Raw genomic sequence first — 26,767 nt, forward strand, 5'->3', positions numbered from 1 at the left:
CTCATCTTCCCCGGCGGCCGGCCGTAACAGGGCCAGCTGGCGTAGTTCCGTAGCGTCGGTGCTCATTACGCTTGCCGCGGTCGCCGTCGCAGCTCTGCTCGGGTGGGCCACGTGGCAGGCCTATATGGGGTCGCCCTGGACGCGCGACGGCACCGTGCGGGCCTATGTCGTGACCATGGCGCCCGAGGTGGCCGGGCGAATTGTCAGGCTTCCCGCCGGCGACAACCAGCTCGTGCACAAGGGCGATGTGCTGTTCGAAATCGAGCCGTCCGACTATCGCATCGCGCTCGAGAGCGCGCAGGCGCAGGCGCAACGCGACGCCGCCGCGCTCGATTACGCGCGCGCCAATGAGGGCCGGCAGGCGACGCTCGAGGGCGAAGGTTGGGTTTCGAAAAACATTTTTCAGCAATCGGCAAGTGCGATGCGTCAACTGGAAGCGGCAGTCGCCGTCGACAAGGCCGGCATCGCCAAGGCGCAGCTCGATCTCAGCCGGGTGGTCGTTTACTCGCCGGTCAACGGCTATGTGACGAATCTTCTGGCGCAGCTAGGCGACTACGCCAATGTCGGTCAAAGGCTGGTTTCTTTGGTCGACTCCGATTCCTTCTGGATCGACGGCTATTTCGAGGAAACCAATCTCGGAAAGATCCAGGACGGCGATCCCGCGACTATCAAGCTGATGGGCTACAAGCAACTGATCCGCGGCCACGTCGGCGGCGTCGCCCGCGGCATCAATATCCCGAACGTGCAGCCGGACGCGGCAGGGCTCGCCTCGGTCAATCCGATCTTCACCTGGGTACGCCTCGCCCAGCGCGTGCCCGTGCGCATCCGCCTCGATCCTGTGCCGGAGGGCGTGCGCCTGGTGGCCGGCATAACCGCCACCGTGCAGATTGATCCGCAACCTGCGGCCGCACGTCATTAAAGGAGCCGCGCGTCTGGAGCGCGATAGGGCGCCCTCGCGCAGCGCACGTCGCTGCTTGCGCAAAAGCACTTAGTCAATGGCGTCGAATGCCGATTGGTTAATCGGCGGCGATTTTCGCATGGCCGTATGCGCGGCTGGAAGGAAAATGGAGCCAGATCAAGCACTTCTCGCCCCATTTTCGCCATGGATGACAACTCAAAAGCCGTTGCTGGAATTCAATTCCACGCACTAGATCGGGCCGTTGCGCGATATCGAATGATCGCTCACACCGGCGGCTTTTCCTGATCGCGATAGCGCGATCTCCCCCTCAAGTTAAGGAACATCCATGAAGCGTATTCTCATGGCTGCAACGGCAGTGCTTTGTTTGGTCGGATCGGGCGCAGAGGCTCGATCGTATCACCACCATGCCGGTGGTCGTCATGCCTATGCGGGTCGGCCCAGCGCATGGTGCGGCTGGTATATGCGCGGGCAGGTCGGCGGCGACCCCGGACCGACGTACAACCTCGCGCGGTCATGGGCTCACTACGGATCGAACGCGGGCGGTCCAACCGTCGGTGCGATTGTTGTCTGGCCTCATCATGTCGGAAAGATCGTTGGCCGCGAGAACGGTCAGTGGATCGTGGAGAGCGGCAATGACGGACACGCCGTCCGGACTCGTCCGAGGTCGATGGCCGGCGCGATCGCCTTCCGGTTCGGGTGACGCTGTAAGGAATACGGCTCATTTGGGCCAAAGCCCATCACATGACCACAACGCCGCCGCGAGCGATGCCCCTTGGGCGGCGTTGTGCTGAATTGGCGTGTCCATTGACCCTCAATCGGCGCCCCGGGGCTGATAATGTTTGGAGCCGAAACACAGGCTCAGTGCGCCGGCGAGGGGGCCTCGGAAGCAGGACGGCGCTTGAATTGGAATTTCCAATAGCCTGCGTACCCATTTTCTAACACCAATGTATGTGCGGAACGAAACCAGCGTTGAATGGAGCGACGCTGCGCGTGGCGTTAGAGTACCCTTCAGTGAATGGTCCCTCTCGATACCTTGAGGGTTCCGAGACACGACTGGGTTTTGCCCGGACCGACAAAGTGGTCCTGCTCCAGGTCGCCAGCGGTCCGTGAGGCCGGGAGATGAAGGAGGCCGGACGATTATCGCGCAAGGAGGCTGACATGTTTCTTCATCTGCCGATCGCAATGATGGGAATGCTTTCGCCTATTGCCGTTTCCGACACGGTGCCGTCGTTCAGCATCGTAAGAGAGTGCCGTTTTGAAGGCGAATCGACCGTCGCCTTTGACCGCTGCTCTAAGGATGAAACGGAAGCGCGTCAGCGGCTGGAAGGAGAGTGGGCGCAGTTCGTTGCCGCGGACAAGAGCACCTGTATCGTCGAATCGACCATCGGTGGTTTCGCAAGCTACGTCGATCTGCTGACCTGTCTGGAAATGTCGAACGAAGTTCGCAACACGGGGGATAAATCCCGAGCTCCGCTTGCAAACGAAGAGCCGCAGTCGATGGGACAGGGGCGGCCTGAAACGACCGTCGGCAATGGACACGGTCCGAATAGCCGCGCGCACCCCTAGCCGGGCACGCCAACCAACGGTTTCGCGCCGCCGCTAGCGATACCGCTCGGGCGGCGTTGTGGCTTTTCCGCTGTTCTTCCTGGTAAAAGCAAATCAATGGATGGCGGAGCAGTCCCAGCGCCCTTGCCTCTACTGCCGCGTGCTGCTCCTGGCTCCCGGGTTATTGCGCGCGCCCATGTTCCCTTTGTGCGAATGCACTCTCAGGCCGACGCGCCAAGTTGTTCTTGCGCCGATCCAGACGTAGAATGAACAAGGCGGTCGGCGACAGCCGGCGCAAGGTGGAGAGACGATTGGGCGGCTAGCGATGGAGGCGGAACGTGAGGACCATTCTGATAGCGGGTATGTTCGCGATCATTGCAACCATTGGCCCGGCCAGCGCCGCGGATGGCTGCGGCCCCGGCTGCCATAGTTCGCAGTACGGCGCTTGCGTGGTGGATGGCTGGGAGAGAGCCGCCCCCGTCTGGAACGAATGCCCCGCCGGGGCTCATCCTCGTCCGCCGTGCGGAGGCGATTACACCTGGAGCAAGCGCATCCGGGTCTGTATCGAGAAATGACAGAAGCCGCTTTGCGGAGCGGTGCCGGGCTCAAACACAACCAGATCCGATGCGAGACGCGATGAGCCCTTACAAACCACAGGTCATCTGCCTCATGGCCTCTAGCGTCGACGGTCGAACGCTCCACAGCCGCTGGCGTCCCAAGGCCGTGGCTGGGGAGCTGTTCGAACGCGTGCACGACGAACTCGCCGGCGACGCCTGGCTGGTCGGCCGCGTCACGGGACAGGAGTTCGCGAAGGGCAAGCCGTACCCGGCGTCGGCGAAAGAGAGTTTTCCGCGTGAGCCCTGGTTCGCGCGGCGCGACGCGAAGGCTCACGGGGTGGTGCTGGACGCGCGCGGCAAGATCGCCTGGGGCCGCTCCGAGATCGGCGGCGATCCGATCGTGGTCGTGCTGACGGAGGCGGTGGCGGACGCGCATCTGGCCGGCCTGCGCAGCGAGGGCGTGTCGTACTTCTTCGCCGGAAAGTCGGAGCTCGATCTCGCGCTTGCGCTGGACATCCTCCATCGCGAGCTCGGGGTGAAGCGGCTGCTGCTCGAAGGAGGAGGCGGGACCAACGGCGCCTTCCTGCGCGCGGGACTGATTGACGAGTTCAACCTGGTGCTCTGTCCGGCCGTGGACGGGGCGAAGGGCGCGCCGAGCGTGTTCGACTCGACGGAGGCGGAGGCCGACCATCGCGCCCCCGTCACCTCGATGAATCTGGAGAGCAGCCGGACCCTGGATGGGGGCGCGATGTTGCTGCGCTACCGGATTCACAACGGGCTCGCGGAAGCCGCAGTGGGTCGATAACCCCAGATGTCCCGACCGACCCCGGACCACATCGTCGTCATCGGCGCTGGCGCTGCAGGCCTGATGGCCGCCCGTGAACTCGGACGCGCGGGCAAGCGCGTGACCCTCCTGGAAGCGCGCGACAGATGCGGCGGCCGCATCGATCCGCTTTCGGCTGCCGAGTTCGGCTACCCCGCGGAAGGCGGCGCCGAGTTCATCCACGGCGAGGCGCCCGTCACGCGCGCGTTGCTGCGCGAGGCGGGAATTTCGCTGCTGCCGATCGAAGGGAGACAGTGGCGCGTCGAAGGCGGGGGACTGTCGCGCGAGAGCGCCGCGGAACTTCATGAGGCCGAGCTTCACAAGGCGCTGAGGGATCTCAAGGACGACGTGGCGGTCGCCGAATTTCTGAGACGGCATTTCGCCGGCCCCGAATATGCCCGGTTGCGGCATTCGATCGAACGGATGGTCGAAGGCTACGACGCGGCCGATCCCGAGCGGGCCAGCACGCTGGCGCTTCGGGACGAGTGGATGGGCGGGGGACGGGGCACGCAAAATCGCATCGCCGGCGGCTACGGCGCTCTCATCGATTTTCTGCTGGCGGAGTGCCGCAGCCATGGCGCAGAAATCCATCTCGGCGCGGTCGTGACAGCCATCGACGTCGCCGGGGGTGGCGCGATGGTCCGCTGTGCCGACGGCGATACTCATGCGTGCGATTGCGTCGTCCTCACGGCGCCCCTTCCTGTTCTCCGAGACATCACACTTCCGCCGACGGAACGCGAGAGAGCGGCGGCAGCCGCAGACATCGGCTTTGGCAATGTCATCAAGATCCTGACGCGCTTCGAAACGCGCTGGTGGCTCGACGGACGAAAGGATCTCGCCGATCTCTCATTCCTGCTTTCGGACGCGAGGATCCCGGTCTGGTGGACGCAGCATCCCGCCGACCTTCCCGTGCTCACGGGCTGGTTCGGGGGCCCGAAGACGCAAGTGATGGCCGAGCTCGGCGAGCAGGAATTGATACAAGCAGGGCTTGCGTCGCTCGCCGGCATCTTCGGCGTGTCTGCCGAACATATCGCGCGAGATCTGGTCGCGGCGCTGGCGATCAATTGGGCGCACGATCCCTTCGCGCGGGGTGCCTATTCCTATGCGACGCCGGAAACGCGCGCAGCCCAGTCGGTGCTTTCAGGTTTCGACGGCGGGGCCATCCTGTTTTCCGGCGAAGCGCTTTACCGCGGGCGTGACATGGGGACGGTCGAAGCGGCGCTGACCAGTGGCAGGGATACGGCGCGAACCATCCTGGGCCGATAGGATAGTCCCCCAAGCACCAGTCATGTGCGGCCCTCATTTCTGCAATGCAGCAAAATGAGGTTGCGGTGCAGCAAATAGCTATTAGTTCTCATTGGCGAAACCTGCCGAGGAGAATTGCAGTGAAATTGACCTTATCGATCGCGGCCGCCGTCATCTCGATTGCGGGAGGCACCGCCGCCTTCGCTGCGGGGCTGCCGAGCTATGAACGGACAGGTTTCCCGATATCCCCCGTGCAGATGCAGGTGCTCGGACCCGCCAACGTTCAGGAACGGTCGCCGGCGCCCACCGTCGTGGCCTCGCCGCATCAGGCGAATGTCCTGAAAGCGCGGCCAGGACTGACGACCGGGACGGCCGCACCGACCCGGACCGAAACAGGTCTCGCGGCCCGCTGAGCGGGTAGCGTCTCCGTCGGCACGCGGGCGCTCGCGTGCAAGGATGAGCCACCGCGGATAGCAACGATCATGAGCCCCGTCGCGCGAGCGGCGGCGCCGTGTTCATTGCCATGGCAGGCGTATTTTCGTTCAATCTCAAGGTTGCCTCTCGGCAAAGCTGAGTCTTTCGCGCTTCCAACGTCGAGCGATCGGGGAACCATTGTCCTCGACCGGCATTAGCCGGGGACAATCCCGCTGGAGGGCGACGCCATGCATTTGTCCAATCAAGGTCTCCTCGTCATCATTATCGTCGGAATTGTCGCCGGTTGGTTGGCAGGCAGGGTGATGGAGGGGGGCGGTTTTGGATTGCTCGGTGATTTGCTCGTCGGTCTGGTCGGCGCGTTCATCGGCGACTGGCTGCTGCCGCGGCTTGGCATTCACCTCGGCGCCGGAATCGTTGCACTGATCCTGAACGCCTTCATCGGCGCCGTTGTCCTGCTGCTGATCCTGCGACTGGTAGGCGGCGGCTGGGGCCGCAGACGCCGCTGGAGCTGATGGTTGTAGGGCCGTAGGATGGGTTGAGCTCTTCGCGAAACCCATCAACTCCGCGGCAATCGATGGGTATCGCTGCGCTCCACCCATCCTACAGGCTCCTCGCACCTACGATCCACGCACAGCAACTGCATCGAACCGGCGCTTGGGATGGACGAGCAGCCCGGCGCTCTCGACGATGCGCATTTCCCCGGTGCCGCGGAGTGCGGTTTGTTCCAGCACGGCGAAGATGGCGGAGGCGGCGTGCGCCAGCGCATCCGGCGTGTCCGATCCGCGCACTCGGGCGGACACGAATAGCGAGGCAAACAGGTCGCCGGTCCCGTTCGGATTGATGGGGAGTTTTGGTGTACGCACGCGCCAGGCTTTTGCGCGTTCGACGGCGAGGGTCTCGATCTCGCCGTCAGGCGTATCCGCGAGGTCGGCGCTGGTGACGACGACCGTCGATGGGCCGCGCGCCAGCAGCGTTTGCGCCAGCGCGATCATTTGATCAGACGTCGCGGCCTTCGCCCCGCAGAGGAATTCGAACTCGAAATGATTGGGGGTGATGATATCGGCAAGCGGGCACAGGCGGTCGCGCACCAGCGGCGGGATGTCGGCCTGCACGAACAGGCCGCGGTCGCGATCCCCGAGCACGGGATCGCAGCAGTAAATGAGCTTCGGGTGGCGCGCTTTGGCGCGGCTGACAAAATCCGCAACCTCAGCGGCGATTTCGGGCGAGCCGAGATAACCCGACAGGATCGTGTTGGCGGTATCGAGCGCGCCGCGCTCCTCGACCCCGAGCAGGAGATCGGCGACCAGCTCGGCATCGAGCACCCGGCCGCGGATGGTCGGATAACCCGGTCGGTTGCTCAAAAGCGTGGTCGGCACCGCGATCACGTCGATGCCGTGCATCTGCATCGGAAACACCGCGGCGCTGTTGCCGACATGGCCGAAGGCGACCTGCGACTGGATGGAGATGACGGTCATGCCGGGGGCCCGCGATCACCCGAACAGCGCGACATAGATCACGTAGAGCCAGCCCAGGATGCCGTGGATGATCGCCCACAGGATCGAATGGTTGTTGGTGTAGGAGATCGCGATGGCGAGTGCCGAGCCGAACCCCACGCCGTATTTCGCGCCCTCGACCCGAACCCCGTAGAAACGATTTCCGTTCATGCTTGATCCTCCGGTCGCAGGGGATAATTCGTAGCCGGTAGGACGGATCAGCGGAAGCGTAATCCGCCGCGGCCACATACAAAACTGTCATCACCCGCCACCGGGTCTCGCCTTCGGCGAGCCCGATGACAGGCTCCAGCGGGTGATCCAGTACGCTGCGGCTTCTCGGTTCTATCACTGACGTCTCTGGAATACTGGGTCGCCCGGTCAAGCCGGGCGATGACACCGGATGTGTGTTCGCGATCTCGCGGCGCGATGCGCCCGAGGCTTGCGTTTATCTCGCGCCCTTGAAAACAGAGGGCGCAGGGAAAGCCGGGTGCGCGCTGCACCCGCGGTCTCGTGTGCAATAGGCGTAGGAAATGCGCACACGAGCATACAGGTCCAGCGGAGGCATCCCGGCTTTCCCTGCGCGATGGTTTTACGGTTTCCTTCGAGCTCTCCCCGGTGACCGGCTTTGTTGCCACCGTCGCCTGCGAATGAATTCACAAACTTGACGCCAGCACCGGGGCGTCAGGACCACACGACTTCGCCGTACGCATCAGCCACGCCCGTCCGTCGCAGCTTTCGCGTCCACCGCATCCCACCCGCGCGTTCGTGACGTGCGCAACGCCCCCTCTCGTCGGGTGAGACGGGCGGATTTAAATCAGTGATTTGCCCGACGGCGAAAGCGGAATATTTTTCATGGGAGGGCTGGACAGACTTTTGGTGATTTGCCCGTCGGGTTGCTTTGCCGCAGGTGGAGAAGCCGGATTTGACTTGCACGTGAGGCGAAGCAGCGGGTAGCGGCAGCGCGGTACGAGGCCAGCGTAAGCTGAGGCCTCTTGCCGTGCTGGAAAGCGGGGCGCCGGCACGCTATGTTGGATTCGGCAGCTTTGGCATGACGAAGCTCCCACAACTACGGTGGGAGTGATGCGAACGGTAACGCCGCATTCAGGCCAAGGCTGCCGCTCATCAATTCCCCTGCAACCGGTGGGTATCGCTTCGCTCAACCCATCTTGCGGGCTATAAAGTGGAGCGACGCAGTCCATAGTGAACAAAGAGGATGACCATGACACCTCGAAGGGCTACGTTCCACCATACGGCTATCGCAGCTCCTTGAACAACCGCGCAAACACCGGCGACGCCCGAACTCGCATGGAATACGATGCAGGTGATGACGATGGCCCGCAACGCCGCGGCATCGCTTAGCTTGACAGCAAAAAAACATAGCGTAGCGAGGGCGAGTTCCGATGCTCCCAGCAGGTAGCTGAGGAAAAAGGCCGACCGCGGAAGTTCGATTCCGGCCACGCCGGGAACCAGCTCTGGCCACAGGAAGAGAACGACGCCGGCAGCGAGCATTGCCACCGCATTGATTATGAGCAGCCGTTGCAAGTTCATCGCGGCCTCGCTTTCGTGCCAGGCGCAGACATCGACTGTCGCGACTGCGACGTCCGCTCTAGATGCGCCAACGGCCTCGGACCAGGGTGCCGTCCTGCTGGCGGCGTTTCGGGTGCCAAAATGGAACCATATCTTTTAGCCAACATTCTTTAAACGTGTCGTGGGTTGGTGGCGCACCGGGGGCGTGGCATGTCAAAACTCAATATCAGGATTGCCGTCATTGTTCTCGCGACCGTGCTGTCGGCCGCTGGTTATGCCGCTGCGAAAGGTGGCGGTGGCGGTCATGGAGGTGGCGGTCATGGCGGTGGTGGTCATGGCGGCGGTGGTCATCACGGCGGTGGTCATGGTGGCGCACATTTCGGTGGGGGCGGTCATCGTGGTGGGCATTTCGGCGGCCATGCGCACTTCGGCGGTGGTGGGCGCCACGTCGCCCACAATATGAGATCCGGCAGTGTGCGCAACGCGCTGAACTCTCGTGCGCTTTCCCGTGCGCTGCGCAACCCCGCCGCGCTGCGCAACCCCAATATTCGCGCTCGGGTCGCCGCCGGTGCAGCGATGGCCGGCTGGTATTACGGTCGGACTGGAAGCGGATGGTGGCAACACAGTAATGGCGGATATGGATGGGTCGGACCGCTGTTCTGGCCGTTCGCTTATTTTGACATCTATGACTATGCGATCTGGGGCAGCGGTTTTGGGGCCCCGTTCTGGGGCTATGGCTACGATGACATCTACGCCGGCATGTTTGCGCCCTACGCCTACGATGATCTTGCTGGCTATTTGCCGCCGCGCGCCGCGGCACCTGGCCCACCCAATGCGGCGCCCGGCCGGTTGGCGCAAATGTGCGGTGACGACAGCCGCGATATTGTCGGCTTGCCGATTGATCTGATTCAGCAGGCTATCGAGCCGACCGAAACGCAACGTACCGCGCTCGACGAGCTTGCCAGCGCTTCCGCCACGGCCGCGCAGCGTATCAAGGCGGCCTGCCCGACACAAATTTTGCTGACGGCGCCGAGCCGCCTGGCGTTCATGCAGCAACGCATTGAGGCGATGATCGCGGCGGTGGCAACGGTGCAGCCGCCGCTGGAGAAATTCTACAGCCTCCTGAACGATGAACAGAAGGCGCGGCTCAACGCCCTCGCTGAGGACCAGCGCAGGAGCACCATCGCAAGGAAGAGCAATAGACCGCTTGTTCAGAGCTGCGACGTTACGCAACCCACCGCGCTGACTTGGCCGACCGAGGAGATTGAGGCGAGGCTGCATCCGACCGACGCCCAACGTGGGAGCCTTGCCGCGCTCCAGAACGCGAGCGCCAAGGCGGCGGACATGCTCAGGACATCGTGCCGGGCCGACGAGGCGGTCACGCCCGCGGCACGGCTCGCGGCCGTCGGCAAAAGGCTCGACACCATGCTGCAAGCGGTCAAACTCGTGCGCTCTTCATTTGACGATTTCTACGCAACACTGAGCGATGAGCAGAAGGCCCAGTTCGAGGCGATCGGTCCGAGGCGAGCAGCCTCGTCGGATTAGCCCGAGCCCTGCGGACTCAGCCGTGGCCGGTAAATTTTCGGCAATTGATTTCCATCGTGTAGCCCGTAGGATGGGTTGAGCCTTTGCGAAACCCATCAGCTTTGCCGCAATCAATGGGTATCGCTTCGCTAAACCCATCCCAAGGGCTGGACTCACTCCGGATATCCCAAAATCGTCTTCAGCAATCTTGGAAACCGCGCGTTGATGTCGGCCTCGCGCACGACGTTACGGTGTTCGACGCCTTTTTTTGTGGTCTGGATCAGGCCGGCTTCGCGCAGAATCCGGAAATGGTTCGACAGCGTCGATTTGGCCATGCCGGGGCAGGGCATGGCTTCGGTGCAGGACATGCAGTCGTTGTTCTGCCCGAGCAGGCTTTTGACAATACGCAGCCGCATCGGGTCGGCGAGTGCTGCCAGCACTCCGGCCAATGTGATGTCCTCGCGCGACGGGTGAACGAATTGCACCATTCCGAAATATATAGCATTGCCCTTGCACTCGTTCAATAGTTCACTATTACTGAACTATTGAACAATGGGGCGCGTTCGCGCTGACATGGAGAGCAAGATGACCAAGAGACTTGAAGGCAAAGTGGCGCTGGTAACCGGCGCATCCAAGGGTATCGGCGCCGGGATCGCGGCCCGACTGGCCGCGGAAGGCGCCGCCGTTGCCGTCAACTACAGCGCCAGCAAGGAAGCCGCCGAGCGCGTGGTGGCTGCGATCACCGGCAAGGGCGGCAAGGCCGTCGCCGTCCATGGCAATCTTACCGACGCCGGCCATGTGAAAAAAGTGGTGGCCGAGACCGTCAAGGCGTTCGGCCCGATCGACATCCTCGTCAACAATGCGGGCCTCTACGAGTTCGCGCCGCTCGATGGCATCACGGCCGAACACTTCCACAAGCATTTCGATCTCAACGTACTCGGCCTTCTCCTGGTATCGCAGGAAGCCGCGCGCCATTTCAGTCCGGCCGGCGGCAGCATCATCAACATCAGCTCCGGGGCGTCGACGATGGCGCCGCCGAACGCCGCCGTCTACACCGCGACCAAGGCCGCGGTGGACGCCATCTCCTCGGTGCTTTCAAAGGAACTGGCGGCGCGCAAGATCCGCGTCAACACCGTCAACCCCGGCATGATCGTGACCGAAGGCGTCGTCTCCGCCGGCCTGCATGAGGGCGACATGCGCAAGTGGATCGAATCCGCCACGCCAATGGGGCGGATCGGCAAGGTCGAGGAGATCGCGGCGGCGGTGGCCTTCTTCGCGTCCAGCGATGCTTCCTACATCACCGGCGAAACGCTGCACGTGACCGGCGGCCTGCACTGATCGACCGCACTTTTCGTCATGGCCGGGTCTGATCCCGGCCGTGGCCATGACCCGCCACTTTTTCGTCTGCAAGCCCGTAGCCCGTAGGGCGGATTAGCGAAAGCGTAATCCGCCGCCTTGGCTGAACCATAACGGCGGATTACGCCTTCGGCTCCAATCCGCCCTACGGGCTACGGGCTGCTCCATGCGCCACCCGCTCGTCCAATTCGGGGGCCATGATATGCCCCTCACAGGGAACCCTGGCCAGTGCAGGTTTTTCATGAAAACGAAGAAGGCTACTATGCAGTTGTCTAAAGTCGCCGCTTCGGCGCTCATCGTTGGAGCTACAAGCTTGATGTCCGCGTCGTTGGCGCGGGCCGCTTCAGACTGTTCAATATCAGCAACACTGGCGGATTGGGGCCAGAGTTCGAACAGCGATATTGACGTCGTGTCCGGGGGAAGTTGCCTGTTTCCGATCAGGATGCATGGCACGGTGAGTAGCTCGGACATTTCACAAAAGCCGGCACACGGCAAGTTGAAAAGGCTCAACATATCTACATACGAATACACGGCGAAGCGTAGATATAAGGGAAGCGATTCTTTTGCCATCACAGCAACGGGTCAGGGACCGACGGCTTCCGGCACGTCGGTGATTACGGTGCACGCGACGATCAAATAGCTTTCCTCGCGTCCACCGGTGCGGCGCTTGCGGCCATAGGTCAAGGTTCAAGGACCGGGTGCACCGCGCGCGCCAATCCAGAAATGACAGGGCCGAAGGATAACCAACTATTAACCAAGTGGGATTATCTGGATAGTTGGGCATTCGGGGGCGTGTGTGCTGGCTTGCGGGCCAGCCGGTAGCGTAGGCATGGACCCATGGCCCTTGACCCGGACGAGTTTGTCATCCTGACAGATCACGGCACGATGAAACTGCGCTCGGCAGTATTGCGGGCGATGATGTTGCTACCCAAGGAGCGCAAGCGGGCGACAATCGTCCGCGAGGGTGAACCCGCGATCCTGAATTTCAAGCAGATCAAGAACCTTGCGGCGCAGTGGGACGAGCGGCTCGTGCCAATCGACTGACTGGTTGCCGCGTATAGCCCGTAGGGCGGATTAGCGATAGCGTAATCCGCCGCCTTGGCTGAACAGTAACGGCGGATTACGCCTTCGGCTCCAATCCGCCCTACGGGCTGCCGTTGGGTTCGTATTTCGGCCAAGACAATGGCCGCTCGTTTGCATTTGGATGAATCGTTTGGCCATTTGCCGTTACAGCGCTAAGCGATTCTTGATCGCACCTAGTGACGGCGCTCAGATCGACTTGATCGATCGTCGTGCCATGAGCGGTAGCGAAGTATAAATCAGAGTCTGAAGAAAGAGTGATTCTTTTCAACACGCTACTTACGAATATGCTGTCCGAGAGATCTATCGTTGTGGATTGATCAGTTTGATCTTTGCGGCTTCCCAACAATCGTAATCTATAAATTGTGCTGCCAGATAAATTAATAACAGATGGAGCCCCCGAGAGGCGCGTAGAATACACGTCGCACCAACTTAGATTAAGTCTCGATCCGTCCGTGCCCCTGAACACGACTTCCGACAATTGGGAGTTTGAAATATCGATATTGGATTCAGCGCAATCGAAATCGCTATCCAAAATGAGAGAATCATCAATTTTAAGGCGAGACTGCTGTTCGGCATTAAAGTTACACCTGACGAACGTACATCGCCGAAAGTTTACTAGTGAAAGCAACCCTTGGTTAAAATGCCGACCGACAAACAAGCATTCGTAAAAGATTGATTTGGTTGACTGGGGGTTCGAGATCATTTGACCGGCGAGAGCGTCGGCGGCCTCGTTGACATCGACCCGTGTTTCCGGAATTTGCGCTGCCCATTGCGCCAGTTCTTTAACCTTCTCCTCCGTGCTCGCGATCCAGGCGTCCCTCTTTTCTTGCGCTTCACGGTTAGCAGGGCCGCGATCTAGTTTGTACGCCCATCCCCAGACAAAATTGCGCGACCAATCAGGCTTACTGGTCAACTCGCCTGATCTATCTGACCAGGAATTTTCTCGAATATACGATCGAAGAATATTGCCAATTTTTTCGCGGTCGCGCTGACTTTCTTCGGCAAGTCGGGACAGAGAGTGAATTCCGCCGAGTCGAACCTCGATGTTGGGAACGGTCATTGCGGTGTCGACGGAACCGGTGGGAGACTGCAACGTTCGCTTCATTTCTCGCGTTTGGCCGAGTTGTTCGATGGCACGGGAAAAAATGGAGGTGTAGTGAATCTCGCGATCAATCTGTGTCTTCTCTTCGCTGATCCGCGTTTGCCGATCGAAGAGTCGCAGGCGCCAGATTATGAGAGGCAAGCCGATGGCACCTGCGAGGATTGGCAAAGCCGCTTTGGCAGCCTCCGCTGCCCGCTTTTCATCGCCGCTTACCAAGTCGGCAAGCAACCAGCCAATCGCGAGAATAGCGATGAAAGTCAGCGCTAGAAAAATCGATATGCCGAGTACGCTAGCTGGAACGGAGAACGAATAGGGCGGCATTTCAAGAAACGAAAACTGTAACGGCCATCCCTTTTTCTGCTCTGCCTTCTGCATAAAAGATGCTCCGCGCCGCAGGCCTACGGTACCTGCGAAAAGGCCGCTCTTCCGAGCGGCCTTCCTGTCTCATCGACTTGTAAGGCGCTCACGAACACCCCGTCGTGCTGCCACACGTATCGCACTTCATGCAGGTGCCGTTCCGCACGAGGGTAAAATTCCCGCACTCGCCGCACATCTCGCCCTCGTAGCCTTTTGCCTTGGCTTCCGCCCGGCGTTCGGCTTTTGAGGGTGCTGCCTGCGCCGCCGCGCCCGCCTTGCTCCATTGCATGGCTTCAAGCTTTTCGGTCGGCGACAGGTCGTGCTGGGTTTCCTGCTTCAGCGCCACCGCGCCTTCGATCGCGTCGGAGGCGCGGGCGGTGGCGCCGTGCTGGGACATCGAGGTGACGTTGCTAGGCCCGCGGGCTTCGGCAGTGGGCTCGCTGGCGCCGCGCATGACGACGAGATTGTCGGTGCGCGAGCGGGTCAGGCCCTTCGACAGGTACTTGTTGTTGGGCTGCTCCGGCTGCTTGCCTTCCTCGACACCCCGGCCCATCGCGTCGAAATTCGACTCGGAGGGATCGACATGGGCCAGATCAAACCGGCCCATGTAGCTGACCGCGAGTTCGCGGAACACATAGTCCAGGATCGAGGTGGCGTACTTGATGCTGTCGTTGCCCTGCACGGGTCCCGCCGGCTCGAAGCGGGTGAAGGTGAAGGCGTCGACATATTCCTCCAGCGGCACGCCGTATTGCAGGCCGAGCGAGACGGCGATGGCGAAATTGTTGATGAAGGAGCGCAGCGCCGCACCTTCCTTGTGCATGTCGATGAAGATCTCGCCGATCCGGCCGTCGTCATATTCGCCGGTGCGCAGATAAACCTTGTGCCCGCCGACCACGGCCTTCTGGGTATAGCCCTTGCGGCGATCCGGCATCTTCTCGCGCTCGCGCATCACCACGATGCGTTCGACCAGGCGCTCCACGACCTTTTCCGACAGCGCCGCGGTGCGCGCGGCCATCGGCTTCTCCATGAAGGCCTCGATGCCATCGTCCTCCTCGTCCTCGTCGCTGATGAGCTGCGAGTTGAGCGGCTGCGACAGTTTCGAGCCGTCGCGGTAGAGCGCGTTGGCCTTCAGCGCGAGCTTCCAGGAGAGAAGATAGGCTTCCTTGCAATCGTCCACCGTGGCGTCGTTCGGCATGTTGATGGTTTTGCTGATCGCCCCCGAGATGAACGGCTGCGAGGCCGCCATCATGCGGATGTGGCTTTCCACCGACAGATACCGCTTGCCGATCTTGCCGCAGGGATTGGCGCAGTCGAACACGCTGTAGTGCTCGGCCTTCAGGTGCGGCGCGCCTTCCACCGTCATCGCGCCGCAGATGTGCACGTTGGCGGCCTCGATCTCGCGCTTTGAGAATCCAACCGCGGCGAGGAGATCGAAATTCGGCGCGGTGATCGCTTCGGGATCGAGCTTGAGCGTGTCGCGCAGGAACTCCTCGCCAAACGTCCACTTGTTGAAGGCGAACTTGATGTCGAACGCGGTGGGGAGGGCGGCTTCCACCTTGGCCAGAGCTTCGTCCGTAAAACCCTTGGCTTTCAAGGTGGAAACGTTGATCGCGGGCGCGTTGGAGAGCGAGCCGTGGCCGACGGCATAGGCCTCGATCTCCGCGATGTCGCTTTCGCGGTAGCCGAGCGCACGCAGCGCCTCGGGCACGGCGCGGTTGATGATCTTCCAGTAGCCGCCGCCGGCGAGCTTCTTGAATTTTACGAGTGCGAAATCGGGCTCGATGCCGGTGGTGTCGCAATCCATGACCAAGCCGATGGTGCCGGTGGGCGCAACCACGGTTACTTGCGCGTTGCGGTAGCCGTTGATTTCGCCGAGTTCCAGCGCCTGGTTCCAGGCGGCCTTGGCGCGCTCGACGATGTCGGCCTGCCTGCCGGAGGCGTGGTCGAGCGGCACCGGACTGACGGCGAGCCCCTCATATCCCCGCGATTCGCCGTGGGCGGCGCGGCGGTGGTTGCGGATCACCCGCAGCATGTGGGCGGCGTTCTTCTTGTAGCCGGGGAACGGGCCGAGCTCCTTTGCCATTTCCGCCGAGGTCGCATAGGCGATGCCGGTCATGATGGCGGAGAGCGCGCCGCACAGCGCGCGGCCTTCCTTCGAGTCGTACGAAAGCCCCATGGTCATCAGGAGGCCGCCGATGTTGGCAAAGCCGAGGCCCAGCGTGCGGAATTCGTAGGACAGTTCCGCGATCGCCTTGGAGGGAAACTGCGCCATCATCACGGAGATTTCGAGCACGATGGTCCACAGGCGGCACAGATGCTCATAGGCATCGACGTCGAACAGTTTTGTCGTCGTGTTGTAGAAGGTGATGAGGTTGGCGGAGGCCAGGTTGCAGGCGGTGTCGTCCAGGAACATGTATTCCGAGCACGGATTGGACGCGCGGATGTCGCCGGACGCCTTGCAGGTGTGCCAGTCGTTCATGGTGGTGTTGAAGTGCAGGCCGGGATCGGCCGAGGCCCAGGCGGCGTAGCCGATCTTTTCCCAGAGATCGCGCGCCTTCAGCGTTTTTGTCACCTTCTTGTTGGTGCGGCCGATCAGGTTCCAATCCCCGTCGGTCTCAACCGCGCGCAAAAAGTCGTCCTTCAGCGAGACCGAGTTGTTGGAGTTCTGGCCGGAGACGGTGAGATAGGCCTCCGAATCCCAGTCGGTGTCGTAGATCGGGAAATCGATGTCCTTGTAGCCCTGGCGCGCATACTGGATGACGCGCTTGATCATGCCGTCGGTGACCAAAGCGCGGCGCGCCAGTTTTATTTCGCGGCGCAGGGCAGGGTTCTTTTCAGGGTCGAAGCAGTCGTCGCCCGAGCCTTCGCAGTTGACGCAGGCCTTCAGCACCGCCTTGAGGTGCCGCTGGTTGAGCTTGGAGCCGGTGACGAGGGCGGCGACCTTCTGCTCTTCCTTCACCTTCCAGTCGATATAGGTCTCGATATCCGGATGGTCGGCGTCGACCACCACCATCTTGGCGGCGCGGCGCGTGGTGCCGCCCGACTTGATCGCGCCCGCGGCACGGTCGCCGATCTTGAGGAAGCTCATCAGGCCTGACGAGCGGCCGCCGCCCGACAGCTTCTCGCCTTCGCCGCGCAGGCGGGAGAAGTTGGAGCCGGTGCCGGAGCCGTATTTGAACAGGCGCGCCTCACGCACCCAGAGGTCCATGATGCCGCCCTCGTTGACGAGGTCGTCACCGACGCCCTGGATGAAGCAGGCGTGCGGCTGCGGATGCTCGTAGGAGGATTTCGACTTGGTCAGCTTGCCGGTCTTCCAGTCGACGTAATAGTGGCCCTGGCCGGGGCCGTCGATGCCATAGGCCCAGTGCAGGCCGGTGTTGAACCATTGTGGCGAGTTCGGCGCGACCATCTGCTTGGCCAGCATGAAGCGCAGCTCGTCATAGAAGGCTTGCGCGTCTTCTTCCGAAGCGCCGAAATAGCCGCCCTTCCAGCCCCAATAGGTCCAGCAGCCGGCGAGGCGATCGAACACCTGCTTGGCGGAGAGTTCGCTGACATAGCGCTGGGCTTCCGGCAGGTCGGCGAGCGCGGCGATGTCCGGCACCGAACGCCACAGCCACGACGGCACGGTCTCTTCCTCGACCTTCTTCAAGCGCGCGGCAACACCCGCCTTGCGGAAATACTTTTGCGCCAGGACGTCGGAGGCGACCTGCGACCAGAATTCCGGCACTTCGACGTTTTCCAGCCGGAAAACCACCGACCCATCGGGGTTGCGGATCTCCGATGTCGTCAATCTGAAATCAATCCCTGCATAGGGTGACTGGCCGGAAGTGGTGTTGCGCCGTTCGATTCGCATTGGTCGTGCCCCGTTCTCTATCTGACCGGACCCGCATTGGCGCAGGCCGGGTGTTCATCTGTGAAGCGGACTGGCCGGACCAACGTCAAAGACGATGTTGGCCTGGACATCCCGCCAGTTCTACCGGTTGACCCGGCCCTGTTTCTGTTTGCCGGCAACATCGGTGCGAGCACCCATCTTGCCGCCGCATGGCCTGACGGAACGCCCCCGTTCCGGATGCCAGGTCATGATCTCAACGCCTCAACTCTCGACTTGAGCCATTTTGGCTCGTTTTTCGCGCTCCGGAAGCGTTCCAAATTCAGGGCAGACAAGCCCGCCACCGCAGCCTCAACCGGCAGGCGGAGTGGTCATTCTGGAACCCATCTGGGAGCGACCGGCGGGACCCAAACACACTCGCGCCGAACGAGGCCAAAGCTAGGACGACTCCATCGCGCCCGTCAAGGATTAGTACGAGTTCCTGAATCAAATACTAAATATGGTGGAAAGTCGGGGAAAACAGGGGGCCCCTGCCGCTTCCTGTCGGCCCAAGTATCAGTGAGTCCTCAGGGATTCCCAAGGGAAAAAATTGTCCTGACCCGGCCGGTTCCGGGCTTCCGCCCGCTGTTCACAGGGCAAGTATTTATTGCCGGTCAGGGGTTGCCCTAAGGAGACTCACGGCGCGTTACGGGGAGGGCCGGGCAGGCATGCCGGCTCCCCGATAGCTCGATGCCCGAATAAGCGGCAAGGTGACTTTCGATTCTCGCCGGTCTGATTCCCATGACATCTCAAAAACGGCCGGGCGCGCGTGTGCAGATCACGCCCGCGGGCCTCATGTTCCTCGCCATCACCTCGGTCGGCTGGGGATTCAACTGGCCCGTCACCAAGTTCCTGCTCGGCGAACTGCCGCCCCTGATCCTGCGCGGCTCGACCGGCGTGGTCGGCGCGGCGCTGCTGGCGGCGCTTGCCATGCTCAGCGGCCAGAGCCTGCGCGTGCCGCGCGAGCTATGGCCGCGGCTGGTGCTCGCCGCTTTCCTCAACGTCGCCTGCTGGATGGTGCTGATGGGGCTGGCGCTGCTCTGGCTGCCCGCCAGCGAAGCGGCGCTGATCGCCTATACGATGCCGGTCTGGGCCTCGATCCTGGCCTGGCCGATCCTCGGCGAGCGGCCGAATCCGCTGCGGGTGATTTCGCTGGTCATGGCGTTCGCGGGTCTGGCCGCCATCATGGGCGGCAACGGCATGGCGGCCTCGATCGCAAAACTGCCGGGAATCATCATGGCGCTCGGCGGCGCGATCGGCTTTGCCGTCGGCACGGTGCTGGCGAAGCGGCTGCCGCTCAACCTGCCGCCGCTCTCCGCCGCGGCCTGGCAGATCGGGATCGGCTGCTTTCCGATCGTGATCGTCGGGGCGTTGATCGAAAAGGCCGATGTTGCCGGGATCACCGATCTCGGCTGGATCCTGCTGGTCTATTCCACCGTGATCCAATTCTGCGTCGCCTATGTCAGCTGGTTCGCCGCATTGGCGCGGCTGCCGGCTTCGGTGGCGGCGATCGGCACCATGGCGGTGCCGGTGATCGGCGTGGTCGCTTCCGCAATCGCGCTGCACGAGCCGCTCGGGCCGGGCCAGATCGCGGCGCTGTTCTTTACCCTGGCCGGCGTCGTGCTGGCGACGCGGTCATAAGGCCAGGCCTTTCAGGGGCGGGCGGCTTTCGACGGGTTGAGCAGACATTCGGTGACGGCCGCGAGCAGAGTGCTCGACGTGAACGGCTTTCGCAGATAGCGCGTTGCACCGTATTGCAGGCTCATCGCCAGGAATTCATGCGTTGGCGTCGCAAGATGGCCAAAGGAGTAGCCGGACATCGCAATCAGCGGAACCGCCGGGGCGCGTTCATGGAAGACGCGAATGGATTCGTAACCGCGCATTTTCGGCATGAAGATATCGATCAGCATCACGTCGAACGCCGCCGTTTCGAGCGCGCGCAGGCCGGACTCGCCACCATCAGCGACGGTGGTTTCGAACCCCTGGCGCTGCAGACAGGCCTCGATGGCCGCGCAAACCAATGGGTCGTCGTCGACCACAAGAACACGCGGCACGATAAAACTCCCCTCATCGCCAGCAGGAATCACAGTTCACATGTGCGGAGTCATTAGGTCCGAACCGCAGGCACGTGTCTGCACGCCACGATGTTTAGCCGAGGCGTTTTGGCGCTGGCGCGGCCGGTCTCCACACGCTCACGACAAATTGCGGCGCCATCGGCGCGCCGGCCTTTGCATCGACGATCAGGAAAGTCGGCCTACGGGCAGGGGTGCCGGTAGCCGTCAAAACCAAGATAGGTGCCCGAGCCTGGATCGTAGGAACGGTAGGTCTGCATGCAGTAGGCCACCGCATCGTCGCCGCCGGGCGGCGGCGCCACCGCGACGGGGGCGTCATCATCGTACTGATCGGAATAGTAGCCGGGCGCAGCATAGTAGCCCGGCCCTCCATAATAGCCGTACGGCGCCGACGCGATCGCGCCGCCGATGATCGCACCGGCTACCGCGCCCGGGATGAAGCCGCCACCGCCATGCCAACCGCCGCCCCCGTGCCAGCCGCCGCCACCATGCCAACCGCCACCACCGTGCCAGCCACCGCCACCACCGTGCCCGTGGCCTTGCGCGAAACCCGCGGTCGGCGCGGCGATCGCCGCGACCAAACCGATTGCGGCAACGGTACTCAAAACCCTGATACTGATCATGATCGGCTCCATCTGCGGGACGCCGCCTGACCCTCAAACCGGGTCCCGGGGCAGCCTTTCCCGTGCCTAGCACCCATCGTGCGGCGGCTGCGTGACCCTGGCAAAGCGGAACTGTACCCGGAATGAACGGATTGCGCCCATTCCGCGACGGTCACGCCAAAAGTCGGCGTCTGCCATCCCCCCATCGATTGGATGCAGGAGGCGACTTTGCTGGACAATTCGGCCTTCCGGTGGCATCAGACCGCCAGCTGTCCTCGAACCGGCCAGAGCTCATGAAACAGTTCTTTCTTAAAGTATTCACCTGGTGGAACAGCGAGACCTTCGGCACGCAATTGTGGACGTGGCGATTCGGCGAGCTGGTCGGCGCCGACGAGCAGGGCAACCGCTATTACCGCACCAAGGGGCGCAAGATCGATCCGACGCTCGGCTTCGAGCGGCGCTGGGTGATCTATAACGGTCTCGCCGAAGCCTCGCGCATCCCGCCGGACTGGCATGGCTGGATCCACCACACCGTCGACGTCGCGCCGACCGAAGAGAGCTATACCCCGCGCGAATGGCAGAAGCCGCATGTCCCCAACATGACGGGGACACCCTTGGCCTATCGTCCGTCCGGCTCGACCCTGGCGAGCGGCCGCCGGCCTGCGGCCACCGGCGATTACCAGCCCTGGACGCCCGGTAGCTGAAGCCTGCCGTCATTCCGGGGCAGTCCGCAGGACTGGACCCGGAATCTCGCGCAACAACCTCTGGATTCCGAGTTCGCACTTCGTGCGCCCCGGAATGACGGCGCAAGCGCCTGTGAATAACGGGATCAGCGGGGACATCGGCCGCGGACTCCTTGAGGTTCGGACGCCGCTGATGTTCAATCAATCATCTTACGGAGATGGGAGACCATCGCGTCGGTTCGGGCAACAGATCGCGACTGCCCCGATATGCAGCGGCTACCGATCAGGATGTGGCTGGGAGATAGGCCCCCGGCACCGAGGTCCTGAGATCGCCCGTCAATGTGGAGCTGCCGTGAGACAGGAAAGGCCGTCTGGGAAACCGGGCGGCCTTTTTCTTGTTGATGCTCTTTTTTGTTGATGCGGTCATCCCGCCGCAACGTCACCGCCCAGCCGCGCGGCGGCGCGGCCGTTGGCTTCGCTGCGGCGCTGCCTTGCGGGCGCGATCCTCTCCTGCATCAGCGCGAGGATTTCCGGCGGCGCGGTGTCGGGCGAGCCGGAGTTGAACGGCGGCACCGGATTGTATTCGAGCCGGAGCTGGATCATCTCGGCGGTCGGGCGGTCGACTAGGATCGACACCAGTGTCAGCGCGAAATCGATTCCCGCGGTGACGCCGCCGCCCGTGATGCGGTTGCGGTCGACGCAGACGCGCGTCTTTGCCGGTGTCGCGCCGTAGGGCGCGAGCATGTCCATCGCCGACCAGTGCGTGGTGGCGCGGTAGCCCTTGAGCAGACCCGCCGCGCCCAGCACCAGCGATCCCGTGCACACCGAGGTGACGTACTTCGCCGCCTTCGCCTGCTGGCGCAGGAAATCCAGCATCTCCGCGTCATTGACCATGTCGTCGGTGCCGAAGCCGCCGGGCACGCAGATCACGTCGAGCTGCGGGCAATCCGCAAATGTCGTGGTCGGCGTCAGCGTCAGCACGGAATCGCTTGCCACCGGCTCGATGCGTTTCCAGATCAGATGCACCTTTGCGCCCGGCACGCTGGAGAACACCTGGAGCGGCCCGGTGAAATCGAGCTGGGTCACCTTCGGAAACAGCACAAGACCGATCTGCAGGGCTGCGGACATGGGCATAGCCTTTCGATGTTTTGCTTGACCTTGTGATCCTGCCATGATCAGCTTTTGTCAGAAATGCCATATTTCCCTCAATTCAGGACATGGCCAACATCATGATCGGCGTACTGATATTTCCCGATTTCCAGTTGCTGGATGCCGCCGGCCCGATTTCGGTGTTCGAGATTGCGGCGCGCTATGCGGGCCAGTCGCCGTCGATCAGGGTGTTGGCGGCGACGCCAGGTCCGGTGCGCAGCTCCTCCGGCGTCGAGATGCTGGCGCGCGGGCTGAAGTCCGCCGGCGCGATCACCACCCTGATCGTGGCCGGCGGGGAGGGCGTGGACGTCGCGGCGAAAGGCAAGACCACGCTGGCCTTCGTGCGCCGGCTCGCACAACGCGGCGTGCGGCTCGCCAGCGTCTGCTCCGGCGCCCATCTCCTCGCCGAGGCCGGCCTGCTCGACGGCCGCCGCGCCACCACGCATTGGCAGCGCACAAGGCAGTTCCTCGCTATCCATCCCAAGGTGAAGTGGGAGCCCGACCGGATATTCGTCCGCGACGGCGACATCTGGAGTTCGGCCGGGATCACCGCCGGCATCGATCTGGCGCTGGCGATGGCGAGCGAGGATTTCGGCGAGGCGATCGCGCAACAGACCGCTCGCCAGCTCGTGCTCTATCACCGCCGCAGCGGCGGCCAGTCGCAATTCTCGTCGCTCCTGGAATTGAAGGGGCCGTCGGGCCGGTTCGGGCCGCTGTTGACCTGGGCGCGCGAACACCTCGATGCGCCGCTGACGGTGGAGGATCTCGCCGAGCAGGCCGGCATGAGTTCGCGGCATTTTACCCGCGCCTTCATCGCCGAGACCGGCTCGACGCCGTCAAAGGCGATCGAGCGCCTGCGGATCGAGGTGGCGCGGCAGCGCGTGCAGGCCTCCGGCGAGGCGATCGAACGCGTTGCCGAATTGACCGGCTTTCGCGATCCGGAGCGGATGCGCCGCGCCTTCATCCGTGCCTTCGGCCAGCCGCCGCAATCGATGCGCCGCGCCGCAAGGGCGGTTTAAAGCGTGAATTGATGAATCCAGGGGCGTTGGCGGTATCCGCTTTGGCATGTGTTGCGGACTCACGTCGGAAATGGCCCGAGGTCCGAAAAGTACCAACAACGGTCATCGCATCGCAGCAAATTGCTTCACTATTCGATCACCTCGTCGGCGCGGGCGATTAGCGTCGGCGGCATGGTGAGCCCGAGCGCAAGGCGTCGCTGACTCACCTCCGCTGCAATGCGAGTTCCAGAGCACACGTCGCAAAGCTCTTCGCGTAGCGAGCGACCATCGTCACGTCTACGGCATCCGGCCACCGGTCCGCCGTATTATGGAAGACTTCGGTGCCGCACACCAACGCAAGGTAGTGGGCGCCTCCGCGATGGATCGTACCGGCCTCGCCGCGCGGCACCGATCCAGACTCTGCTTTATGGTCGATGCGGAGTCCCTCTTTTTGAAGTGCGGCGATGATCGAATCTTCGAGGGAGGCGTCGGATACGTGAACCTGATTTGGCTGCTGCGGTGCGCCGATGTTCGCTCCCAGGTGGATCCACGCGTGCGCGCGCTTCGTAAGGTCGGGACGGGATGCCAAATACGCATCAATTCCAAGGAACCCGATTTCATGGCCGCTGAACGCCGCAAACAGGCAATCGCGTGCCGGCGCAGCCGCGGCCAGCGTACGTATCGCTTCCAGCCAGCATGCAAGTCCTCCTCCGCGCTCGCTGGCACATTCCCACCAGCCGCTCCGCGGTGTTGTAACAACAAGAGGCGCTAACCCGGTGTCGCTACCCGCAATGCGAGCGGTCACGTTGACTGCTTGCGTCGTGGTGCGGCCCACCTGCGCGACAAGGCTAATCTCTGCGCGCTCCTGAGCTTTCAACCACTGGCTCTCCGCACTTGAAATTTGTATTGCCGGAGGGCCGAACGGCGCTTTGAACGACGGGGCATTGAGCAGGAAGAGCCCGGGTCTGCTTCCTCGGGTGAGTATGATCACGCCCTTATGCGGACCGCGCCTCGCTTCCGCAACCGCCCCGCCGAGTTCTTTTCGTGGTTCAATGAGTGTGAACGGCTCGGTCTCCACCCAAACTATATCGGCATCGCTGCCGAGCGGACCGAGCGTTCCGTGGACGCCGTCCGCATCGGTGAATGTCCCATCGAATAGAGGTACGCCTTCGATACGCCGGCCGGCAATGCGAAGATGACATGAAAGCGGATCGAGCCGGCTCAGCTTGAAAGATTCTAGCGTTGATTGGACGCGCGGCTGCTGAATTTCCCGAGCCAGCCATTCGGCCGATGCGGTGTCGGCGGAAGTCGCTGTGCGGTGATTGCCCTGAGCGTCGTAGGCCTCGATCGCCTCGACGAGGCGCTGCTCGAGCCTATCAGATGACGGCACCTGCTCCATTGCGAGCAGCCGGCTTTGGGTGCTTGCTAAGAACGGCCATACCGACGCCGCGCCGCCGAGCAACGTCACGAAATCGCGTCGCCTCATGCCCGTCTCTCAAGCTCTGGAAACAGCATCTTAGCGGCTAAAACGCGGTATCGGAAGCACCGCCGCAGGGTCGGCCCCATGTCAGTTCGGGGTCAAAAGGCGAAATACTCGCTGCGAGTAGATGTTTTCCGCTTTGGCCCCAACAACGGACATCGCTCAATAGGGTCGGCATGTCCGTTCGGTGCCATAAGCGGAAGAGGAATGGTGTGCGCACAACCGGGCTCGGGCGTTGCCGCGACCGGTCTTCATAGGTATCATTAATCTGAACGGTGTGTTTTATGGAGGCGTGGTGCGTAAATTGATTTCATCCATGAAGATGCTATGCATTTCAGGAGCTTTACTCTTCTCCGGCATTCCTGCCAATGCGGCACGGCTCGACGTCGGCCCGCGGTCATGTAGCAATCAACGCGACAAGTGCGTTGTCTATCGCCACGAATATGGACCGTTCGGATCGGAGGGACTTTGCGTTGAGGTTTTCCACGCCTGCATGAAGTCAGGTGTTTGGGACGCAACAGCTACATTTCCATACGGCGGCTCACGGATTACCGGCATGGTTCGTCGATAGTGTCGTTGCATCGGCCAACTGAGACAGCCTTACTTTTTTGTCTCGCTCAGCAAATTTACTCGAATGCAGCCCACACCAAAGAAAATCGAGAAAGAGGATAAGAAGCCGAACCAGGCAAAAAGACGCTTGTGGCCATCATAGTTAAGCCACCCAGCGTATCCACCATATCTTCCTGAAACAAACAATTCGTTGTCCAAAAACCCGTACAACAGATTTATCAGGCCAAGACCAATCAGGAACACACCCGCATAATAAAAACCGGTTTTCGCCTTCGGCGACATTGGGGGGAGCGGCTCCTTTAGCGGCTTCAAAAATAACCAGCCGCCTATAACGCCACCAAATGTGGCCGCTGCGCCCAAAACTAATTCCTGCTCCATAAACGCCAAAATAGTTCAGAACTCCAATTAGGCCGCTTTTGTTTTCAAATTGCGATTACCGCTTAGAGTATGGGCGGCATCCTGACCATCAGGGCGAAGCGCTTGAGCCTAAAGTGCCCTTCTTGCCGGTTAGGCGCTCATAAATTGTGTCGGAGATCATATGGCCGATGCGGCTGAAATCTTCGGGCGCGCTGAAATATTGCTGGCCAGCGAGTTGCACGCCGCCGAACACGTCCCAAAGCCGGAACTCAACCTTGATGCGGGCATCGGGCTGGTGGGTGACGCGCCCGGTGACCAGCTCCTGTGCTTTGATGGCGCGCCAATCGGCAAACTGCGGCAACACGTCAACGTTCACGTTCTTCTCGAAGAACGTCGCCTGATCAATCGGCACGAACACTCCGCTGTGCTTGAGGTCGGTAGCGATGATCTGCGAGATTGCGTGGGCCGTTTCGGCGTCGGCAGGGCTGCCTGCGAGAAAGTCCGGCAACGCTATCAGCACCGGTTGGAAATATCTTATAACGGGTTGTTGACGGAAAAAATCCGCGCGCGCAGCTGCGTTCGCAAACATCGCGACCCCGGCGGCGGCGGCAAAGTACACGGCGTGACGGCGCGTCAGCGTGCAAAGTCTGGATGCCGCACGTTCCTGAAACATTCGAAGGCTCAGCGTTGCGGCCTCTACTTCGTGACAATTAGGCGAAAATCCGGATCGTAGTTGGGAAGATGCGGGCGCTCGCCAGACATTGCAATCTAAATAGGCCCGCCCGGCGATGCAACAGGCGGACGTGCGATGGGTTGAGGTCAGTTCCGGGTCATTCGTGTCGTTTCCGCGATGTCGGCTGTGAGTCCGCTTTACCCCCAAGAACCGACATCGTCAGTTAGACCAGCCACGTCCGAAAAGTGCCAGAAGCAGACATCGCAACCGCGCAAGCGGTCAGCGTTCTCTTGGCCGCCATGTCGATGGCGAGTCATCGGCAGATATCTTTTCGCCGCTCGGTGGCCTA

The 26,767-nt window shown here is 62.0% G+C and carries 28 protein-coding genes; 15 read left to right on the forward strand and 13 right to left on the reverse strand.

Going from position 1 to position 26,767, the window contains the following annotated elements; all coding sequences use genetic code 11:
- The first annotated feature begins 58 nt into the window (after positions 1-58).
- The 8 genes from B5525_RS29235 (at position 59) to B5525_RS29270 (ending at position 6,036) form a co-directional block, all read left to right on the forward strand.
- A complete protein-coding gene (locus B5525_RS29235) occupies positions 59-919 on the forward strand; it encodes an efflux RND transporter periplasmic adaptor subunit (protein WP_244567625.1) in 861 nt (286 codons plus the stop codon).
- Between the two features lie 325 nt (positions 920-1,244).
- A complete protein-coding gene (locus B5525_RS46665) occupies positions 1,245-1,619 on the forward strand; it encodes a hypothetical protein (protein WP_244567626.1) in 375 nt (124 codons plus the stop codon).
- Between the two features lie 458 nt (positions 1,620-2,077).
- Positions 2,078-2,485: a hypothetical protein gene (locus tag B5525_RS29245; protein WP_079569105.1), complete on the forward strand. Its 408-nt coding sequence runs from the start codon at positions 2,078-2,080 to the stop codon at positions 2,483-2,485.
- A gap of 341 nt (positions 2,486-2,826) precedes the next feature.
- Positions 2,827-3,039 (forward strand): GCG_CRPN prefix-to-repeats domain-containing protein, encoded by a 213-nt coding sequence (locus tag B5525_RS47970; protein WP_079569106.1) that lies wholly within the window; start codon positions 2,827-2,829, stop codon positions 3,037-3,039.
- A gap of 61 nt (positions 3,040-3,100) precedes the next feature.
- Positions 3,101-3,826 (forward strand): dihydrofolate reductase family protein, encoded by a 726-nt coding sequence (locus B5525_RS29255; RefSeq protein WP_079569107.1) that lies wholly within the window; start codon positions 3,101-3,103, stop codon positions 3,824-3,826.
- Positions 3,827-3,832: 6 nt separating this feature from the next.
- On the forward strand, positions 3,833-5,110 hold the full coding sequence (locus B5525_RS29260; protein WP_079569108.1) for a flavin monoamine oxidase family protein: 1,278 nt from the start codon (positions 3,833-3,835) through the stop codon (positions 5,108-5,110).
- A gap of 119 nt (positions 5,111-5,229) precedes the next feature.
- Positions 5,230-5,502: a hypothetical protein gene (locus B5525_RS29265; RefSeq protein WP_079569109.1), complete on the forward strand. Its 273-nt coding sequence runs from the start codon at positions 5,230-5,232 to the stop codon at positions 5,500-5,502.
- Positions 5,503-5,751: 249 nt separating this feature from the next.
- Positions 5,752-6,036: a GlsB/YeaQ/YmgE family stress response membrane protein gene (locus B5525_RS29270; RefSeq protein WP_079569110.1), complete on the forward strand. Its 285-nt coding sequence runs from the start codon at positions 5,752-5,754 to the stop codon at positions 6,034-6,036.
- Positions 6,037-6,141: 105 nt separating this feature from the next.
- Here B5525_RS29270 and pdxY read toward each other — a convergent pair whose 3' ends face one another.
- From pdxY to B5525_RS46670, 4 genes are all read right to left on the reverse strand, one after another.
- Positions 6,142-6,999: a pyridoxal kinase PdxY gene (pdxY, locus tag B5525_RS29275; protein WP_079569111.1), complete on the reverse strand. Its 858-nt coding sequence runs from the start codon at positions 6,997-6,999 to the stop codon at positions 6,142-6,144.
- 15 nt (positions 7,000-7,014) lie between these two features.
- On the reverse strand, positions 7,015-7,188 hold the full coding sequence (locus tag B5525_RS45525; RefSeq protein ID WP_172899997.1) for a hypothetical protein: 174 nt from the start codon (positions 7,186-7,188) through the stop codon (positions 7,015-7,017).
- Between the two features lie 1,002 nt (positions 7,189-8,190).
- Complete coding sequence (locus B5525_RS29280) at positions 8,191-8,565, reverse strand: hypothetical protein (protein ID WP_079569112.1); 375 nt, start codon at positions 8,563-8,565, stop codon at positions 8,191-8,193.
- A 192-nt stretch (positions 8,566-8,757) separates the two neighbouring features.
- Positions 8,758-9,000 carry a hypothetical protein gene (locus B5525_RS46670; protein ID WP_244567627.1) on the reverse strand — a complete coding sequence of 81 codons (243 nt, stop codon included), beginning with the start codon at positions 8,998-9,000 and terminating at the stop codon, positions 8,758-8,760.
- 18 nt (positions 9,001-9,018) lie between these two features.
- Between B5525_RS46670 and B5525_RS29285 the strand changes: the two genes are divergently transcribed.
- Positions 9,019-10,089: a Spy/CpxP family protein refolding chaperone gene (locus tag B5525_RS29285; RefSeq protein WP_244567628.1), complete on the forward strand. Its 1,071-nt coding sequence runs from the start codon at positions 9,019-9,021 to the stop codon at positions 10,087-10,089.
- Between the two features lie 152 nt (positions 10,090-10,241).
- Here the strand turns inward: B5525_RS29285 and B5525_RS29290 are convergent, their stop codons facing one another.
- Positions 10,242-10,556 (reverse strand): ArsR/SmtB family transcription factor, encoded by a 315-nt coding sequence (locus tag B5525_RS29290; protein WP_079569114.1) that lies wholly within the window; start codon positions 10,554-10,556, stop codon positions 10,242-10,244.
- A gap of 97 nt (positions 10,557-10,653) precedes the next feature.
- Here B5525_RS29290 and B5525_RS29295 point away from each other — a divergent pair, with 97 nt between their 5' ends.
- The 3 genes from B5525_RS29295 to B5525_RS29305 all read left to right on the forward strand — a co-directional run bounded on the left by B5525_RS29295 (position 10,654) and on the right by B5525_RS29305 (position 12,468).
- On the forward strand, positions 10,654-11,406 hold the full coding sequence (locus tag B5525_RS29295; RefSeq protein WP_079573938.1) for an SDR family NAD(P)-dependent oxidoreductase: 753 nt from the start codon (positions 10,654-10,656) through the stop codon (positions 11,404-11,406).
- Between the two features lie 259 nt (positions 11,407-11,665).
- Complete coding sequence (locus B5525_RS29300) at positions 11,666-12,064, forward strand: hypothetical protein (RefSeq protein ID WP_244567629.1); 399 nt, start codon at positions 11,666-11,668, stop codon at positions 12,062-12,064.
- A gap of 197 nt (positions 12,065-12,261) precedes the next feature.
- On the forward strand, positions 12,262-12,468 hold the full coding sequence (locus B5525_RS29305; protein ID WP_079569115.1) for a hypothetical protein: 207 nt from the start codon (positions 12,262-12,264) through the stop codon (positions 12,466-12,468).
- A gap of 100 nt (positions 12,469-12,568) precedes the next feature.
- Here the strand turns inward: B5525_RS29305 and B5525_RS29310 are convergent, their stop codons facing one another.
- The gene (locus tag B5525_RS29310; RefSeq protein WP_079569116.1) at positions 12,569-13,984 is read right to left on the reverse strand and encodes a pentapeptide repeat-containing protein; all 1,416 of its coding nucleotides are present in this window, start codon (positions 13,982-13,984) and stop codon (positions 12,569-12,571) included.
- Between the two features lie 88 nt (positions 13,985-14,072).
- Positions 14,073-17,819 carry a vitamin B12-dependent ribonucleotide reductase gene (locus B5525_RS29315; protein ID WP_079569117.1) on the reverse strand — a complete coding sequence of 1,249 codons (3,747 nt, stop codon included), beginning with the start codon at positions 17,817-17,819 and terminating at the stop codon, positions 14,073-14,075.
- A gap of 756 nt (positions 17,820-18,575) precedes the next feature.
- On the opposite strand from B5525_RS29315, the gene B5525_RS29320 reads away from it, so the two are divergent.
- Complete coding sequence (locus B5525_RS29320; RefSeq protein WP_079569118.1) at positions 18,576-19,475, forward strand: DMT family transporter; 900 nt, start codon at positions 18,576-18,578, stop codon at positions 19,473-19,475.
- A gap of 11 nt (positions 19,476-19,486) precedes the next feature.
- Here the strand turns inward: B5525_RS29320 and B5525_RS29325 are convergent, their stop codons facing one another.
- On the reverse strand, positions 19,487-19,888 hold the full coding sequence (locus B5525_RS29325) for a response regulator (RefSeq protein WP_079569119.1): 402 nt from the start codon (positions 19,886-19,888) through the stop codon (positions 19,487-19,489).
- Positions 19,889-20,088: 200 nt separating this feature from the next.
- The gene (locus B5525_RS29330) at positions 20,089-20,529 is read right to left on the reverse strand and encodes a BA14K family protein (RefSeq protein ID WP_079573942.1); all 441 of its coding nucleotides are present in this window, start codon (positions 20,527-20,529) and stop codon (positions 20,089-20,091) included.
- A 272-nt stretch (positions 20,530-20,801) separates the two neighbouring features.
- Here B5525_RS29330 and B5525_RS29335 point away from each other — a divergent pair, with 272 nt between their 5' ends.
- On the forward strand, positions 20,802-21,212 hold the full coding sequence (locus B5525_RS29335) for an NADH:ubiquinone oxidoreductase subunit NDUFA12 (protein ID WP_079569120.1): 411 nt from the start codon (positions 20,802-20,804) through the stop codon (positions 21,210-21,212).
- A 402-nt stretch (positions 21,213-21,614) separates the two neighbouring features.
- Here B5525_RS29335 and B5525_RS29340 read toward each other — a convergent pair whose 3' ends face one another.
- A complete protein-coding gene (locus B5525_RS29340) occupies positions 21,615-22,319 on the reverse strand; it encodes a DJ-1/PfpI family protein (protein WP_079569121.1) in 705 nt (234 codons plus the stop codon).
- A 101-nt stretch (positions 22,320-22,420) separates the two neighbouring features.
- On the opposite strand from B5525_RS29340, the gene B5525_RS29345 reads away from it, so the two are divergent.
- Positions 22,421-23,359: a GlxA family transcriptional regulator gene (locus B5525_RS29345; protein WP_079573943.1), complete on the forward strand. Its 939-nt coding sequence runs from the start codon at positions 22,421-22,423 to the stop codon at positions 23,357-23,359.
- A gap of 202 nt (positions 23,360-23,561) precedes the next feature.
- On the opposite strand, the gene B5525_RS29350 is transcribed toward B5525_RS29345, so the two are convergent.
- The 3 genes from B5525_RS29350 to B5525_RS29360 all read right to left on the reverse strand — a co-directional run bounded on the left by B5525_RS29350 (position 23,562) and on the right by B5525_RS29360 (position 26,418).
- Positions 23,562-24,824: a hypothetical protein gene (locus tag B5525_RS29350; RefSeq protein WP_079569122.1), complete on the reverse strand. Its 1,263-nt coding sequence runs from the start codon at positions 24,822-24,824 to the stop codon at positions 23,562-23,564.
- Between the two features lie 594 nt (positions 24,825-25,418).
- Complete coding sequence (locus tag B5525_RS29355) at positions 25,419-25,775, reverse strand: hypothetical protein (RefSeq protein ID WP_154073502.1); 357 nt, start codon at positions 25,773-25,775, stop codon at positions 25,419-25,421.
- Positions 25,776-25,854: 79 nt separating this feature from the next.
- Positions 25,855-26,418: a hypothetical protein gene (locus B5525_RS29360; protein ID WP_244567630.1), complete on the reverse strand. Its 564-nt coding sequence runs from the start codon at positions 26,416-26,418 to the stop codon at positions 25,855-25,857.
- Positions 26,419-26,767: the final 349 nt, after the last annotated feature.

This window comes from Bradyrhizobium erythrophlei (assembly GCF_900129505.1).
GTDB lineage: Bacteria > Pseudomonadota > Alphaproteobacteria > Rhizobiales > Xanthobacteraceae > Bradyrhizobium > Bradyrhizobium erythrophlei_D.

Coding starts and splice junctions, on each gene's coding strand:
- B5525_RS29290 (WP_079569114.1), bottom strand. CDS start 10,556: ATGGTGCAATTCGTTCACCCGTCGCGCGAGGACATCACATTGGCCGGA.
- B5525_RS29345 (WP_079573943.1), top strand. CDS start 22,421: ATGATCGGCGTACTGATATTTCCCGATTTCCAGTTGCTGGATGCCGCC.
- B5525_RS47970 (WP_079569106.1), top strand. CDS start 2,827: ATGTTCGCGATCATTGCAACCATTGGCCCGGCCAGCGCCGCGGATGGC.
- B5525_RS29295 (WP_079573938.1), top strand. CDS start 10,654: ATGACCAAGAGACTTGAAGGCAAAGTGGCGCTGGTAACCGGCGCATCC.
- B5525_RS29310 (WP_079569116.1), bottom strand. CDS start 13,984: ATGCAGAAGGCAGAGCAGAAAAAGGGATGGCCGTTACAGTTTTCGTTT.
- B5525_RS45525 (WP_172899997.1), bottom strand. CDS start 7,188: ATGAACGGAAATCGTTTCTACGGGGTTCGGGTCGAGGGCGCGAAATAC.
- B5525_RS29330 (WP_079573942.1), bottom strand. CDS start 20,529: ATGATCAGTATCAGGGTTTTGAGTACCGTTGCCGCAATCGGTTTGGTC.
- B5525_RS29280 (WP_079569112.1), bottom strand. CDS start 8,565: ATGAACTTGCAACGGCTGCTCATAATCAATGCGGTGGCAATGCTCGCT.
- B5525_RS29350 (WP_079569122.1), bottom strand. CDS start 24,824: ATGAGGCGACGCGATTTCGTGACGTTGCTCGGCGGCGCGGCGTCGGTA.
- B5525_RS29270 (WP_079569110.1), top strand. CDS start 5,752: ATGCATTTGTCCAATCAAGGTCTCCTCGTCATCATTATCGTCGGAATT.
- B5525_RS29320 (WP_079569118.1), top strand. CDS start 18,576: ATGACATCTCAAAAACGGCCGGGCGCGCGTGTGCAGATCACGCCCGCG.
- pdxY (WP_079569111.1), bottom strand. CDS start 6,999: ATGACCGTCATCTCCATCCAGTCGCAGGTCGCCTTCGGCCATGTCGGC.
- B5525_RS29340 (WP_079569121.1), bottom strand. CDS start 22,319: ATGTCCGCAGCCCTGCAGATCGGTCTTGTGCTGTTTCCGAAGGTGACC.
- B5525_RS29305 (WP_079569115.1), top strand. CDS start 12,262: ATGGCCCTTGACCCGGACGAGTTTGTCATCCTGACAGATCACGGCACG.
- B5525_RS46665 (WP_244567626.1), top strand. CDS start 1,245: ATGAAGCGTATTCTCATGGCTGCAACGGCAGTGCTTTGTTTGGTCGGA.
- B5525_RS29245 (WP_079569105.1), top strand. CDS start 2,078: ATGTTTCTTCATCTGCCGATCGCAATGATGGGAATGCTTTCGCCTATT.
- B5525_RS29300 (WP_244567629.1), top strand. CDS start 11,666: ATGAAAACGAAGAAGGCTACTATGCAGTTGTCTAAAGTCGCCGCTTCG.
- B5525_RS29315 (WP_079569117.1), bottom strand. CDS start 17,819: ATGCGAATCGAACGGCGCAACACCACTTCCGGCCAGTCACCCTATGCA.
- B5525_RS29255 (WP_079569107.1), top strand. CDS start 3,101: ATGAGCCCTTACAAACCACAGGTCATCTGCCTCATGGCCTCTAGCGTC.
- B5525_RS29335 (WP_079569120.1), top strand. CDS start 20,802: ATGAAACAGTTCTTTCTTAAAGTATTCACCTGGTGGAACAGCGAGACC.
- B5525_RS29260 (WP_079569108.1), top strand. CDS start 3,833: ATGTCCCGACCGACCCCGGACCACATCGTCGTCATCGGCGCTGGCGCT.
- B5525_RS29360 (WP_244567630.1), bottom strand. CDS start 26,418: ATGTTTCAGGAACGTGCGGCATCCAGACTTTGCACGCTGACGCGCCGT.